General features: G+C 48.7%; 14 protein-coding genes. 13 read left to right on the top strand and 1 reads right to left on the bottom strand.

Features of this window, described 5'->3' with window-relative positions; genetic code table 11:
* Positions 1–60 precede the first annotated feature (60 nt).
* From coaBC to IQ294_RS03420, 10 genes are read left to right on the top strand one after another with little or no spacing between them, the layout of a single operon-like run.
* A complete protein-coding gene (coaBC, locus tag IQ294_RS03375; RefSeq protein WP_203332587.1) occupies positions 61–1,266 on the top strand; it encodes a bifunctional phosphopantothenoylcysteine decarboxylase/phosphopantothenate--cysteine ligase CoaBC in 1,206 nt (401 codons plus the stop codon).
* Positions 1,256–3,652, top strand: coding sequence for a primosomal protein N' (gene priA / locus IQ294_RS03380; RefSeq protein ID WP_203332588.1), 2,397 nt, complete (start codon positions 1,256–1,258; stop codon positions 3,650–3,652). Before coaBC ends, priA begins: the two co-directional genes overlap by 11 nt.
* A gap of 17 nt (positions 3,653–3,669) precedes the next feature.
* Positions 3,670–4,179, top strand: a complete 510-nt coding sequence (def, locus tag IQ294_RS03385) for a peptide deformylase (RefSeq protein WP_203332589.1) — start codon at positions 3,670–3,672, stop codon at positions 4,177–4,179.
* Positions 4,176–5,108 carry a methionyl-tRNA formyltransferase gene (fmt, locus tag IQ294_RS03390; protein WP_203332590.1) on the top strand — a complete coding sequence of 311 codons (933 nt, stop codon included), beginning with the start codon at positions 4,176–4,178 and terminating at the stop codon, positions 5,106–5,108. The genes def and fmt overlap by 4 nt, the downstream gene beginning before the upstream one ends.
* A complete protein-coding gene (rsmB, locus tag IQ294_RS03395) occupies positions 5,105–6,451 on the top strand; it encodes a 16S rRNA (cytosine(967)-C(5))-methyltransferase RsmB (protein ID WP_203332591.1) in 1,347 nt (448 codons plus the stop codon). The genes fmt and rsmB overlap by 4 nt, the downstream gene beginning before the upstream one ends.
* 39 nt (positions 6,452–6,490) lie before the next feature.
* Positions 6,491–7,240 carry a Stp1/IreP family PP2C-type Ser/Thr phosphatase gene (locus IQ294_RS03400; protein WP_238942640.1) on the top strand — a complete coding sequence of 250 codons (750 nt, stop codon included), beginning with the start codon at positions 6,491–6,493 and terminating at the stop codon, positions 7,238–7,240.
* A 2-nt stretch (positions 7,241–7,242) separates the two neighbouring features.
* Positions 7,243–9,222: a Stk1 family PASTA domain-containing Ser/Thr kinase gene (gene pknB / locus IQ294_RS03405; RefSeq protein ID WP_203332592.1), complete on the top strand. Its 1,980-nt coding sequence runs from the start codon at positions 7,243–7,245 to the stop codon at positions 9,220–9,222.
* Between the two features lie 14 nt (positions 9,223–9,236).
* Positions 9,237–10,133: a ribosome small subunit-dependent GTPase A gene (gene rsgA / locus IQ294_RS03410; protein ID WP_203332593.1), complete on the top strand. Its 897-nt coding sequence runs from the start codon at positions 9,237–9,239 to the stop codon at positions 10,131–10,133.
* A complete protein-coding gene (gene rpe, locus IQ294_RS03415) occupies positions 10,126–10,791 on the top strand; it encodes a ribulose-phosphate 3-epimerase (protein WP_203332594.1) in 666 nt (221 codons plus the stop codon). Before rsgA ends, rpe begins: the two co-directional genes overlap by 8 nt.
* Positions 10,788–11,429, top strand: coding sequence for a thiamine diphosphokinase (locus IQ294_RS03420; protein ID WP_203332595.1), 642 nt, complete (start codon positions 10,788–10,790; stop codon positions 11,427–11,429). Before rpe ends, IQ294_RS03420 begins: the two co-directional genes overlap by 4 nt.
* 338 nt (positions 11,430–11,767) lie before the next feature.
* Here the strand turns inward: IQ294_RS03420 and rpmB are convergent, their stop codons facing one another.
* The gene (gene rpmB / locus IQ294_RS03425) at positions 11,768–11,956 is read right to left on the bottom strand and encodes a 50S ribosomal protein L28 (RefSeq protein WP_203332596.1); all 189 of its coding nucleotides are present in this window, start codon (positions 11,954–11,956) and stop codon (positions 11,768–11,770) included.
* Between the two features lie 220 nt (positions 11,957–12,176).
* Here rpmB and IQ294_RS03430 point away from each other — a divergent pair, with 220 nt between their 5' ends.
* The 3 genes from IQ294_RS03430 to sdaAB all read left to right on the top strand — a co-directional run bounded on the left by IQ294_RS03430 (position 12,177) and on the right by sdaAB (position 15,071).
* The gene (locus IQ294_RS03430; protein WP_203332597.1) at positions 12,177–12,539 is read left to right on the top strand and encodes an Asp23/Gls24 family envelope stress response protein; all 363 of its coding nucleotides are present in this window, start codon (positions 12,177–12,179) and stop codon (positions 12,537–12,539) included.
* Between the two features lie 18 nt (positions 12,540–12,557).
* Positions 12,558–14,210 carry a DAK2 domain-containing protein gene (locus IQ294_RS03435; protein ID WP_203332598.1) on the top strand — a complete coding sequence of 551 codons (1,653 nt, stop codon included), beginning with the start codon at positions 12,558–12,560 and terminating at the stop codon, positions 14,208–14,210.
* A gap of 198 nt (positions 14,211–14,408) precedes the next feature.
* Positions 14,409–15,071, top strand: coding sequence for an L-serine ammonia-lyase, iron-sulfur-dependent subunit beta (gene sdaAB, locus IQ294_RS03440; RefSeq protein ID WP_203332599.1), 663 nt, complete (start codon positions 14,409–14,411; stop codon positions 15,069–15,071).
* Positions 15,072–15,087: the final 16 nt, after the last annotated feature.

Below are 15,087 nucleotides of genomic sequence, written 5' to 3' on the forward strand. Positions count from 1 at the left end.
TGACGACTCCCAGAGCAACTTTGTTCTTTGGGAGTTTGTTGTTTAGAAAGGGTGTTTGCATTGTTGGCAAAACGCAAAATTCTATTGTGCGTGAGCGGTGGGATCGCTGTTTATAAGGCGGTTGCACTTGTCAGTAAACTGTCTCAGGCAGGAGCGGAAGTGAAAGTCATCATGACTGAATCGGCTCGCCAGTTTGTCCAGCCGCTGACGTTCCAGGTCATGTCCAGAAATGATGTCTTTTATGATACGTTTGATGAAAAGGATTCATCGGTAATTGCCCATATCGATCTTGCCGACTGGGCGGACCTGATCATCGTGGCCCCGGCGACAGCCAATGTCATCGGGAAACTTGCGAATGGCATCGGTGATGATATGGTCACGACCACTTTGCTGGCGGCGACGGCACCGATCTGGATTGCCCCGGCGATGAACGTCCATATGTACAACCATCCTGCTGTAAAGCGCAATATTGCGCAGCTGCATGATGACGGGATCCGCTTCATTGAGCCGTCGGAAGGATTTTTGGCATGCGGTTATGTCGGTAAAGGGCGTCTTGAAGAACCTGAGAAAATTACGGAATTGGTTACAGGCTTTTTAAGCCGTGAACAGCTGTTGAAAGGCAAAAAAGTCGTAGTGACGGCTGGGCCGACGCGCGAACGCATCGATCCCGTCCGCTTCTTGACGAATTTTTCAAGCGGCAAGATGGGCTATGCGATGGCGGAAGCGGCAGCTGAACTGGGGGCTGAAACGATTTTGATCAGCGGTCCGGTGTCATTGCCTGTGCCTTCAGGCGTAAAACGGATTTCTGTCGAAAGTGCCGAAGAGATGTTCCAGGCTGTGAAGGCTGAATTCGAGACAAGTGATTTTGTTATCAAAACTGCAGCGGTAGCGGATTACCGGCCGAAAACGCTGCACGATCGGAAGATGAAGAAACAGGAAGGCGATTCATCGATAGAACTAGAGCGGACAACGGATATACTTCAGTATCTGGGTTCGGAGAAATCCAGCCAGGTGCTGATCGGTTTTGCCGCTGAGACGAATGATGTCAGCCATTATGCGAAAAGTAAGCTGGAACGGAAAAATGCGGATTATATCATTGCCAATGATGTCACGGAGGCACAGGCGGGGTTTGAATCCGATACGAACCGTGTGACCGTTTACGGCAAGCAGGAGTTTGAAAAAGCGTTCGAACTTCTTCCGAAACAGGAATTGGCACGTGAATTACTGAAGCTTATTGCCGAAAGGGAAATGCGAAATGATCGCTGAAGTTATTGTTGATGTTGCTGCCCATCCGATTGACCGGCCATTCGACTATGCCATTCCAGAAAAGCTGGAAGCTTTGGCTGAGCCGGGTATGCGGGTGAAAGTGCCTTTTGGAAACAGAAAAGTGCTCGGTTTCATCACCAATATCAAAGAATCGTCCGATTTTGATCCAAGCCGCCTGAAACCCATCCATGAACTGATGGATGTGGTCCCGGTGCTGAACAGCGAATTGCTCCAAATGGCTTCGTGGATGAAAGAGCAGACGGTCTGTTTTGAAATCGACGCACTCCAGGTGATGGTTCCGGCTGCGCTGCGTGCGAAATATGAAAAACGGTTTGTGTTAAATGGAGCTCTGGAAGAAATCGATTCCAGGCTTCATCCATATTTCGGCGATAAACCCTTTATCCGCAGCCAGGAAGCGGAAGATGTCTATGCTCTTATAAAGAAAGAACTCGATAAAGGGACGATTTATGCAGATACGAACATCCAGCAGCAGACCGCCGTGAAAAAGGTGCGCATGGTGCATATCGCTGAGTCGGAAGAGGCACTCGAGCAGATCGACATACGGCCGAATGCCAAGCAGCAGTTGAAACTGATGGCCTTCATGAAAAAAAATCCGGGCCTTGCCATCGAATCTTCCGAATTGCAGAAAGCGGCGGGAGTGACTCTGCCGGCAATATACAGCTTGGTGGAAAAAGGGGCCGCGACTCTTTCGAATATGGAGACCTATCGTGACCCGAAAATGCTGGCTGAAGTGGAGAAAAAAGAAAATCTCATCTTAACTGAAGCGCAGCAGCGTGCGTTCGACGCAATCGACCGGTCGCTGAATTCACCGACGACGTTCCTGCTGCACGGAATTACAGGAAGCGGCAAAACTGAAATTTATCTGCAGACCATCGATCAGGTATTGAAGGAAGGCAAAGAAGCCATCATGCTCGTTCCTGAAATTTCCCTGACACCCCAGATGACACTTCGCTTCAAAGAACGTTTCGGTGATATGGTCGCTGTGCTGCACAGCGGCTTGTCTGCCGGTGAAAAGTACGACGAATGGCGCAAGATCCAGCGGGGTGAGGTGAAAGTTGCGGTAGGGGCAAGATCTGCCATCTTTGCTCCGTTTCAGAATCTCGGCCTGATCATTCTCGACGAAGAACATGAATCGAGCTATAAACAGGATGATTCTCCGCGTTATCACGCACGTGATATAGCGATTTGGCGCGGAAACCATCATAATTGCCCGGTCATTTTGGGCAGTGCCACACCATCACTGGAATCCTATGCAAGAGCGCAAAAAGGGGTCTATGAGCTGCTCGTCCTTGAAAAACGGGCGCGGAACCAACCGTTGCCGGCTGTTCATATTGTCGATATGCGTGAAGAGCTGAGAACCGGCAACCGCTCGATGTTCTCGGTCCAATTGGCTGAGGCCATAAGGGACCGCTTGGAGAAAAAGGAGCAAACGGTATTATTCCTGAATAAACGCGGCTATTCATCCTTCGTTTTGTGCCGGGACTGCGGAACGGTCATGCAATGTCCGAACTGCGATATTTCCCTGACATATCACCGGGCGAGTGAAATGATGAAATGCCATTATTGCGGATATGACGAGCGGGTGCCACATAACTGCCCGGAATGTGAAAGTGAACACATCCGCTTTTTTGGAACAGGGACCCAGAAAGTGGAAGAAGAGCTGGCGAAACTTGTTCCGGAAGCGCGGGTGTTGCGGATGGACGTGGACACGACAAGAAATAAAGGCGCGCATGAAAAGATACTCAACGCATTCGGTGAAGGAAAAGCCGATATTTTACTGGGCACCCAAATGATTGCGAAAGGCCTGGATTTTCCGAATATCACCCTTGTCGGTGTCTTGTCGGCTGATACGACTTTGCATTTGCCTGATTTCAGGGCGGCTGAAAAAACCTATCAATTATTGACGCAGGTCAGCGGCCGGGCAGGCAGGGATGTGTTGCCGGGAACGGTTTTTGTGCAGTCATACACACCGGAGCATTATGCCATCACCTTAGCAAAAGACCAATTATATGAACCATTCTATGACCAGGAAATGGCGATGCGGCGGGCAAGCGGCTATCCGCCATATTATTATGTGGTGAATATCCAGTTTACCCATGAAGATTTGATGACTGTCGCCGAATATGCTGAACAGACCGTAGAGTATCTCAGGTCGCAATTGTCCCAGCAGACAATCATCATCGGCCCTTCGGCGTCGCTGATCGCCCGCGTCAACAATAGATATCGCTATCAATGTTTGATAAAATACAAAAAAGAAACGAAACTGCCCGAAGTGATGCAGCAATTGATCAAGATCTATCGTTCTGAGTGGCTGAAAAAAGGAGCGACACTTGCGATTGATATGAATCCGACTTCGGTGATGTAAAGAAAAGAGGAAATCCGATGACAATAAGACCGATAGTAAAACACCCGAGCGACGTGCTGGAAAAAGTCTGTGAACCCATCACGAATTTCGATAAGAACCTGGCCGTCCTATTGGATGATATGTATGAAACGATGATCGAAGCAGATGGAGTGGGCATCGCAGCTCCGCAGGTGGGCACCGCGGTTCGCGCCGCAATCGTCGACTTCCGCGAAGGGCAGGATCCGATTGAAATGATCAATCCGGAGCTTGTATTATATGAGGGATCCGACACGGACATCGAAGGATGCCTGAGCTTCCCGGGGATATTCGGTGAAGTTGAACGCTATGACCATATTAAGATCAAAGCGCAGGAACGGGATGGTTCGTGGTATGAACTCGAAGCGGAAGGCTATGAAGCCCGTGCGATCCTGCACGAAATGGATCATCTGGACGGCGTTTTGTTCACCAGCAAAATCACAAAATATGTGACGCAGGAAGAACTGGATGAAATGATCCGTTTGCAGGAAGAAGAGGAGGAGCCCATTTGACCAGAATCGTATTTATGGGAACTCCGGCTTTTTCCGTGCCGATCCTCCGTATGCTCGTTAATGAGGGATACGACGTCATCTCTGTTGTGACGCAGCCGGATCGTCCGGTTGGCCGCAAAAAAGTATTGACGCCTACACCGGTAAAAGAAGAGGCCTTGCGCCTCGGATTGCCGGTATATCAGCCGCAGAAATTGAAGAATCCGGAAGAGCTGCAATCCGTATTGGATCTGAATGCGGATTTGGTGGTGACTGCGGCTTTCGGGCAAATTCTGCCTTCTGAAATTCTGGAGACGCCGAAACTCGGTGCGATCAATGTGCATGCATCTCTGTTGCCTGCCTACCGGGGAGGAGCTCCGATCCATCAGGCGATTATCGATGGCCAGAAAGAAACAGGCGTCACCATCATGTATATGGTCGATCGGCTGGATGCGGGGGATATCATTTCGCAGACGACGGTGCCAATTGAAAAAGAAGATCATACAGGGTCGATGTTCGATAAGCTCAGTACGGCAGGGATGGAATTGCTGAAAGAAACACTTCCTTCTATTATAAATGGCACGAACGAGCGTATTCCTCAGGATGAGTCGCAAGTGACGTTTGCCCGTAATATTTCACGGGAACAGGAACGCCTGGACTGGAACCGTTCAGCAGAAGACCTTTATAATCAGGTTCGCGGTTTGCATCCATGGCCGGTAGCCTATACCAGTTTTAAAAACGGCAATATGAAAATCTGGTGGAGTGAAGCCGTTGAAGGATCAGCGACAGGGCGTCCCGGCGAAGTGATTCGCCTCACGGATGATGCCATCCACGTCCAAACAGGCAATGGCATTCTGGCAATTACGGAATTGCAGCCGGCCGGCAAAAAACGAATGACGGCGAAAGAATATTTGACAGGACCCAAAATCCAGGCAGGAGATTTATTTGAATGAAAAATAAAAAATTGCAAGGCAATGTCCGCGATGCAGCTTTCTCGATTTTGTGGGCTGTCGAAAACAAACAGGCTTACAGCAACCTTTTGCTGCATCAGACTATTGAGAGTTATGGCATTTCCGCTAAAAACCGCGGATTGCTGACTGAAATCACTTACGGCACATTGCAGCATCAAATGACGCTCGATTATTACCTCGAACCGTTTTTAAAAGGCAAAGTGGAACCGTGGGTCAAGACATTGCTCCGCATGTCGCTCTATCAGATCGTTTATCTGGACCGCATCCCCTCTCATGCCGTTGTTCATGAAGCGGTGGAAATTGCGAAAAGACGCGGTCACGGAGGTGTGGCATCTCTCGTAAACGGCGTTCTTCGTTCGGTGCAGCGGAACGGCGTCAGATCGTTCAATACGATAGCCGATCCGATTGAGAAAGTTTCCATCGAAACCAGTCATCCGGCTTGGATGATCAAGCGCTGGGCAGAACAGTTCGGTCTTGAAAAAACGCGGGAAATGGCGCTCGAGAATAATAAGACACCGGACCAGACCGTACGCGTGAATACTGTGCGGGCAACAGTGGAAGAAGCGATCGAGATGCTCGAATCCGAAGGACTTGAAGCGGTGAGGAGTGACATCATTCCGGAATGCCTCGTTGTGACGAACGGACAGCCTGCCCGGACTACGACGTTTGAAAAGGGATTCATCACGATCCAGGATGAGAGTTCGATGCTCCCTTCCTACGCACTTCAGCTGGAGCCGGGGATGAAAGTACTGGATATGTGTGCAGCACCCGGCGGAAAGTCGACGCATATTGCAGAAAAATTGAACAATAAAGGCGAGCTTTATTCACTGGACCTGCATCCGCATAAAGTGAAGCTGATAAAAGAATCAGCTGAACGTCTCGGGCATACGGTCATCACCGCTGAAACCGGAGACGGCAAAAAGAGCGTCGAGCGTTTCGGCACCGGACAATTTGACCGTGTGCTGGTGGATGCACCCTGCAGTGGGTTGGGTGTGATCAAACGGAAGCCCGATATCAAATACACGAAAAAAGAAGAAGATTTCGACAGGCTGCAGGAAATCCAGATCCAATTGCTGGACCAGGCAGCCCAATTGCTGAAGCCTGACGGAATTTTAGTCTACAGCACGTGCACAGTCGATAACGCGGAAAATCGCGGGACGGCTGAAAAGTTTCTGAAGGCACATCCGGACATGGAGAAAATCCAGGTTTCGCTGCCGGCGGCACTGGGCATCAAGCACACAGGATTCGTTCAAGTGTTTCCGCAGGATTTCGGAAGCGACGGATTCTTCATTGCCGCTTTCCGCAAAACTCAGACAGAGAAATAATCAGCAATACAAATGACTTGGGATGAGGTGTAGAGATTGTTGTTTCATTACGTCATGGAAAGTGATACTGGTAAAAAGCGGGAAGTGAATGAAGACCGTGTGGCTGTCCACAAAAGGCCTGATGGATTGCTGCTGGCGCTGGTCGCAGATGGCATGGGCGGCCATAATGCGGGGGATGTTGCAAGTGAAATGACAGTCGCCGCAATGGGCCGCCTGTTCATGGAAGCGGACAGCGGCCATTTCGTATCGGCTGCATCCAAAAAGAAGTGGCTCGATGAAAAAATCAGGCTCATCAACTCGGATGTCTTCCGTTACGCAGGGGAACATCCTGAATGCAAAGGGATGGGGACCACCCTGATTGCTGCTTTGATTGAACAGCAATCCTGCATTATCTGCCATATCGGCGATAGCCGGGTATACACATTCAACGGCAAGGCAGAGCAGATCACACGTGATCATTCCTATGTCAATGTGCTGGTTGATAACGGAGAAATCAGTGAAGAAGAAGCTGAAGGCCATCCGAAAAAGAATTGGATCGTGCGGGCACTTGGAACTGAGCCGGGCATCGAAGGCGAAATGTTGGAACTGGAGCTCAAGGATCCGATGTACCTGCTGATCTGCTCTGATGGCCTCAGCAATAAAATCACAAAAGAAGAAATCGCGGAAATTGTCCGTTCCTCGGCTCCTCTGTCCCGAAAAGGGAAGGACCTCGTGGACCTTGCCAACGACAAGGGAGGAGAAGACAATATTTCCTTTGTGCTTCTTGCCTCGAAAGCTGAGGAGGTGTAGGTATGTTGATCGGCAGAAACATCAATGGCCGTTATAAAGTTTTGGAATTGATCGGTGGAGGCGGCATGTCGAACGTTTATCTGGCGCATGATATGATACTCGACCGCGATGTTGCCATAAAGATCCTGCGATATGATTTTTCCAATGAAGAAGAATTGCGCAGAAGGTTTCAGCGGGAGGCACTGTCAACCACCAGTCTTGCCCACCCGAATATCGTGAACATTTTCGATGTAGGGGAAGATGGGGCGATGCCTTACCTGGTGATGGAATATGTGCCGGGAAGGACGCTGAAAGAATACATAATCGAACATTCACCAGTAGCTCCTGAGCGGGCTGTGAAGATTATGAAGCAATTGGCGTCAGCACTTGCGCACGCCCATCATAACCAAATTGTTCACCGTGATATCAAACCGCAGAACATTCTGATGGATGAAGAAGGCAATGTGAAAATCTCTGATTTCGGAATTGCCATGGCGTTAAGTGCGACATCATATACGCAGACGAATTCCGTGCTCGGCACCGTCCATTACCTTTCTCCGGAACAGGCAAGGGGCGGCAATGCCACCAAGAAATCGGATATTTATTCCCTCGGTATCGTCATGTATGAACTGCTGACTGGCCGACTGCCGTTTTCGGGTGAATCTGCAGTGTCGATCGCATTGAAGCATTTGCAGACAGAGACACCGTCGCTGCGTGATATCGTTCCTTCGATACCGCAAAGCCTGGAAAATGTAGTATTGAAAGCTACTGCGAAAAATCCGCAGCATCGCTATCAGTCGGCTGATGAAATGGATGAAGATTTGTCGACCGTATTATTGCCGGAACGTTTGGATGAACCGAAATTCATGGTGCCGATCGACATGGATGCCACCCGCGCAATGCCGGCGATCAAAGATTCCTCTTCCTATATCAATGCTGAAGAAACGATCACCAATACGGTACCGCTCCAAAAGAGCACGAAAGACACACCAAAGCAGGCCGCGCCGAAAAAGGAAAAGAAAAAGAAATGGCCATGGATCGTTGGCATCCTGCTTTTGACCGTCATAGCGGGTCTGGTCATTGCGCTGGCATTTCCGAATCTTTTCGGGCCGCAGCAAGTCGCTGTTCCGGATGTATCCGGTTTAGAACGGGATGTAGCCGTCGAAGAGCTTCGATCTGCCGGGTTTGTGCTCGCTGATGAACAAGAGCGTTATTCTGAAGAAGTGGAAGAAGGACATATAATCCGTACGATTCCTGAAGCCGGAAAATTAAGGGATAAGGAATCGGAAATCCAGCTCTTCATAAGCCTCGGCAAGGAATCGAGTGAACTGGCGGATTATGTCGGCCGGAATATCGAGCAGACCGTCGAATTGCTCGGCACAAGATTCGAAGACATCACTCAAAAAGAACAATTTTCAGATGAGCCGGCCGGCACCATCTTGGAGCAGAGTCCGGAAGCTGGAAGCGAAGTCGTAGCCAGTGAAACGGTGCTGGAATTTACAGTGAGTAAAGGTAAGGACATGCGGACTGTTGAAGATCTGAGAGGCCGCGATGAAGCTGAACTCAGTGAATATGCGCGCTCAACAGGGTTCCATATCAATATTACTGGGGACGAGCCTTCGTCCGAAGTTGCAGCCGGCACCGTGTTGTCCCAGTCGCCGGCAGCTGATAGCGAGCTGGAAGCGGGATCGGAAATCAATGTGGTCCTGTCGTCAGGCCCGCCTGCAATGCCTCAGAAAACGTATATCCATACCGTCACGATTCCATATGAACCGGAAACTCCTGCCGAAGAAGGCGAAGAGCAGGTTGAACAGGTGATTCAAATTTATATTCAGGATGAGACCCGGACCATGGCTGAACCGGTGGAAGAGTTCACGATCACCGAGGATACCGAACGCCGGATCCAATTGGAGATAGCAGAAGGGAACCGGGCCGTTTACCGTATTTTACGCGACGGCACCATGATCGATGAAGAAACGATCGAATACAATAACGTAGAATAAGAAGGAGGAAATTTATGCCGAAAGGTCAAATAAGAAAAGCGCTAAGCGGGTTTTATTATGTCATGGATGACAACGGTGAACGATATATTCAATGCCGTGGCCGTGGTGTATTCCGTAACAGGCAGATCTCGCCGCTGGTTGGAGATATTGTGGATTATAAAGCGGATAATGATCTGGAAGGGACGATTTTGCATGTTCACGAACGCAAAAATGAACTTGTCCGTCCGCCTATAGCAAACATCGATCAGGCGATTCTTGTTTTTTCGGCGAAACAACCTGATTTCCATCCGTTATTATTGGATAGATTTTTAGTCGCCATCGAACAGCACGGCATTCAGCCTGTCATCTGCCTTACGAAAATGGATTTGGTGAGTGAAGAGGAAAAGCCGGCATTGCAGGCTTTTATCGCAGATTATGAAAAAATCGGCTATGAAGTCATACCGACATATATCGATGACCCGGCACTTCAGCAGCGGCTGATGCCGGTGCTTGAAGATAAGATCAGTGTACTGGCCGGACAGTCGGGCGTAGGGAAATCGACGATGCTGAACACCATTCTCCCGTCACTCGAATTGAAGACGGATGATATATCGAAAGCGCTGAACCGAGGCAAGCACACAACGCGTCATGTAGAACTGATTGAAGTGAACAGCGGCCTTTTGGCGGATACGCCCGGATTCAGTTCATTCGATTTCGATACCATTGAAAAAGAGGAGCTGTCGGGCTGTTTCCCGGAAATGGCAGACCGTTCCAACAGCTGTAAATTCCGCGAATGCCTGCATTTGAATGAACCCAAATGTGCCATTAAAGCAGCGGTGGATGCCGGAGAGATCCCGGATTACCGGTATAAGCATTATTTGAAATTTTTGGAAGAAATTATGAGCAGAAAGCCGAGGTATTCCAATGATTAAGATTGCACCATCTATACTCGCCGCAGACTTTTCGAAGCTGGGCGAAGAAGTAATGGAAGTTGAAAAAGCAGGGGCCGACTGGATCCACATCGATGTGATGGATGGCCATTTCGTACCTAATATTTCATTCGGCGCCGTTGTGATGGATGCCATCCGTCCATTGACGAAACTGCCGTTTGATGTCCATCTGATGATTGAAAATGCAGATCGGTATATAGAAGATTTCGCCAAAGCGGGGGCGGATTACATCACCGTACACGTGGAAGCGAGTCCTCATCTGCACAGATCCATCCAGCTGATCCGTTCTTTCGGCGTTAAACCGGGAGTCGTACTGAACCCTCATACACCGGTTGAGTCGATCTTACCTATACTGGAAGATATCGACCTGGTGCTGTTCATGACCGTGAATCCTGGATTCGGCGGCCAGAAATTCATCTCTTCGGTCCTGCCGAAAGTGGAGCAGTTGTCAAAAATCATCAAAGAAAAAGGACTGGACGTCGATATTGAAATCGATGGGGGCATCAATGAAGAAACAATAGCAGACTGCGTGAAAGCGGGCGCTAATGTTTTTGTTGCCGGCTCCGCAATTTACGGGAAAGAAGATCGCGCTGCTGCACTTCAACGCATCAAAAAGGCGGGCGAAGAGGCATTATCGTGAATGTGGTCATTTTAGCGGGAGGTCCGGCAGAAGAACTGCCGGATTTTTCCGTATGGTCAGATGTAATCTATATCGGAGTGGATGCCGGAACTTCCGCCCTTCTGGAAAGAGGCATCCAGCCGGCAGCTGCGGTAGGCGATTTTGATTCCGTCTCAAAGGAGCAATTCGAAGAGATCAAGGGGATATTTCCGGATCTGCAGCCTGCCGATTCCGAAAAAGATGAGACCGATGCAGAGCTTGCGCTGGCGGCAGCGATGGGATATCAGCCGGATACGGTCATCGTGACCGGTGTCACGGGGGGAAGGCTAGATCATTATATGAGCGCCCTCCATGCCACCTTTGATTATCAGATGAGGTATCCGAATACCAGCTTCTTTCTCGTCAACAGGCAGAACCGGATCCGTTTCCTTAAAGCCGGGGGCCATGCTGTTCAACGTGACAGCCGTTACCGGTATATCTCCTTCTATCCGTTCGCCGAAGAAATTAGAGGCTTCAGCCTGACAGGTTTTAAATACGAAGTAGCGGACGAAACGATTCCCTTCGGATCCACGCGTTTCATCAGCAACGAACTTGAACATGCAGGAGTTGTCTCTTTTATAGAAGGAAACTGCATCATGATTGAGAGTGCGGATGAATGATAGGCTGAGTTGAGATTGGAAAGAGAAAAAATCTAAATTAATCATGGACAAGTCGCTTCGCCGTTTTGGACAGTGCAAAGACTGTGCTCCACCGTTGCGCTCGTCGCAAAGGTGAGCCATCTCCGTGTGGCTGCCTTGAATCCCACAATTAGCCGAGAAGGGCACTCGGCTTATTGCTCCATCCAGTCCTGTTTTCGCAAGCTGTTTTGCGGAATATAGCGTTCGTAATAACTCCTAACTTATAGAGAATATTCAGTTCAACTTATATATAAAGAAAAATCCCCACGAAAAAATGCCAGGCTGACGTTAGTCAGACCTGGCATTATTCATGAGAACGATTAAACGCGCTCAACTTTTCCTGATTTCAGAGCTCTTGCAGAAACCCATACGCGTTTCGGTTTACCGTCAACAAGGATGCGAACTTTTTGAAGGTTTGCTCCCCATGTACGTTTAGTCGAGTTCATCGCGTGTGAACGGGCATTTCCAGCGCGAGCTTTGCGTCCGCTTATTGCACATACTTTAGCCATGTAAGTACCTCCTCACAAGTGAAGCTGAAAATTATTATTGAATTTCAGTTCGTTTTTCATTTCACATACTTTAATAATTTACCATAGAAAAAATGGGTTTGCAACTAATTTTCATGCCCTTTAAAGAAAAAAACCTTTACACCCTAAAACGTCCGCTTTTATTATATACTTGTTTGTTGTAGAATGAAAAGAGTGAAATAGGACTCAAGGAGGAATTCTGATGTCGATTGAGATTAAAAACGATTACGGCCAAATCGATATTTCAAATGATGTGATAGCGCAAATTGCCGGCGGAGCAGCAATCGAATGCTACGGGATTGTCGGAATGGCGACAAAACATCAAATACGTGACGGCCTTACTGATATTTTGCGCAAAGAGAACTTTGCCAAAGGTGTGATTGTTCGCCAGGAAGACGGCGATCTGATAATAGATATGTATGTCATCATCAGTTATGGAACGAAGATTTCCGAAGTCGCGTACCAAGTTCAGTCAAAAGTGAAATATACGATTACGAAAACCCTTGGCATGCCGGTTAAGGCAGTCAATATCTATGTTCAAGGTGTTCGCGTTACGAACCCGTAGGAGGAGGAAGAAGCGGTTATGAAGTCATTAAACGGAATTAAGTTCGCTGAAATGATTCAGATGGGGTCACATCATCTGTTTCAAAATGCGGATTATGTAGATGCGTTAAACGTCTTTCCGGTGCCTGACGGCGATACGGGGACAAATATGAATTTATCCATGACATCCGGAGCGAAAGAAACAGAAGCCAATGCCCAGGAGCATATCGGAAATACAGCAGCGGCATTGTCTAAAGGGCTGTTGATGGGGGCGCGCGGAAACTCCGGCGTTATCCTGTCTCAATTATTCCGTGGTTTCAGCAAGTCGATTGCAAATGAGCCTGAGCTTTCTGCAAAACAATTGGCTGGGGCGTTTCAGCATGGCGTAGAAACGGCTTATAAAGCAGTCATGAAACCGGTCGAAGGAACGATCTTGACTGTAGCGAAAGATTCGGCTGCGAAAGGGATGGAACTGGCTGACAACGAGACGGATATCATCGCTTTGTTCGAAGGCATCGTTGAGGAAGCTAAAGCATCGCTGGAACGTACACCTGACCTACTGCCGGTTTTGAAGGAAGTTGGCGTAGTGGATAGCGGTGGACAAGGCCTTGTTTATGTATATGAAGGCTTTTTGGCATGCTTAAAAGGTGAAGAACTGCCGGAGAAGCATGTCACCAATTCGATGAATGATCTTGTCAGCGCTGAACACCACAAAAACATAGCCGGTTTTATGGATACAGCGGATATTGAATTCGGCTACTGCACAGAATTCATGGTGAAATTCGAGGACGGTAAAAAAGAGTTCAATGAAGCGGAATTCCGTTCGGATCTGAGCGCTTACGGCGACTCACTTCTTGTTATCGCTGACGATGAAGTGGCGAAGATCCATATTCACTCCGAAGAGCCGGGAAAAGTTCTTACATACGGCCAGGATTACGGCAGTCTGATCAGCATGAAAATCGAAAATATGCGCCAGCAGCATATTGACATTGTCGGAGAAGACTTTAAAAAAGATGACAATAAACAAAGTGTTAAGCATCCATACGCAGTGGTTACGGTTGCTATGGGCGAAGGCGTTGCGGAATTGCTCCGCTCAATCGGTGCATCTTACGTAATCGAAGGCGGCCAGACGATGAACCCTTCTACTGAAGACATCGTGAATGCCATCCGTTCGGTTTCGGCTGAACGCGTGCTGATTCTGCCAAACAATAAAAACATTATCATGGCTGCTGAACAGGCAGCTGAAATACTGGATATTGAAGCGGCGGTGGTGCCAACCAAAGATGTGCCGCAAGGAATGGCTGCGCTTCTGGCATTCAATCCGCAGGCGAGCGTCGAAGAAAACCGCAAATCGATGGCGGGGGCATCCGCGCACGTGAAGTCAGGTTCTGTGACATTTGCAGTCCGCGATACTTCAATCGACGGAATCACGATTAAGAAAGGCGACTTCATGGGCATTTCAGAAGGCAAAATTGTCGTATCCGATAAGAGCCTAGTGAATGTTACAGAAGAGTTGGCCAAGAAGCTGATCGATTCGGATGCTGAAATTGTCACGATCCTCTACGGTGAAGATGTGACTGAAGAAGACGCTGAGAAACTTGGTGAATACATCGAGTCGCTGAATGATGAAGTCGAAGTGGAAATCCACAACGGCAAACAGCCGCTTTATCCATTCATCCTTTCGGTGGAATGATTTTTCTGCTATTTTAATATGTATTCCTTTCGGAACAGGCACCGGGAAGCTCAGCGCTTTCCAGTGCCTGTTTTATTGGTATCACTGAACTGGAAACGCTTACGCCATTCGGCCGGAATGCTCTGTTTTCTTTGTCTAAAGTGTGAATATCGTGTAGACTGATAGTATACGCAAACTTAAGGGAGAGGGGTTTGAGCCATGAAGTTCAAATCTGTTTTTGATGTTATCGGGCCGGTCATGATCGGACCGTCATCTTCACATACAGCGGGAGCAGCCCGCATTGGAAGAGTAGCCAGGGATCTATTCGGGCGTCAGCCGGAATGGGCAAAGATCCATCTGTACGGCTCTTTCGCCGAAACCTATAAAGGACACAGCACGGATGTCGCAATTATCGGCGGCCTGCTTGATTATGATACAGACGATGAACGGATAAAGACTTCTTTTGAAGAGGCGGAACGGGCAGGGATGACTTTCGATTTTATTCCTGAGACTGGTCATACAGAACACCCGAATACAGCGCGTGTTGTCATCGGCGACAGCCAATTTGAAATGTCGATGATGGGCATTTCGATTGGCGGAGGCAAGATTGAGATCACCGAACTGAACGGCTTCCCGCTCCGATTGTCCGGAAACCATCCGGCTATCCTGGTGGTACATGATGACCGTTCGGGCTGTATCGCGAACGTCGCCAACTGCCTGTACCGGTATGACATCAATATTGGGCATATGGAAGTGTCGCGGCGGCAAAAAGGCGAAATGGCTTTGATGGTCATCGAAGTGGATCAGACAGTGGATGCAGTCGTCATGGATGAACTTCGGCAGCTTCCGAACATCACGCAAGTGACCAGGATCGCCGATTGAAGAGGAGGATGTTTTA

It is taken from the genome of Planococcus beigongshangi (assembly GCF_016820495.1).
Taxonomy (GTDB): domain Bacteria; phylum Bacillota; class Bacilli; order Bacillales_A; family Planococcaceae; genus Planococcus; species Planococcus beigongshangi.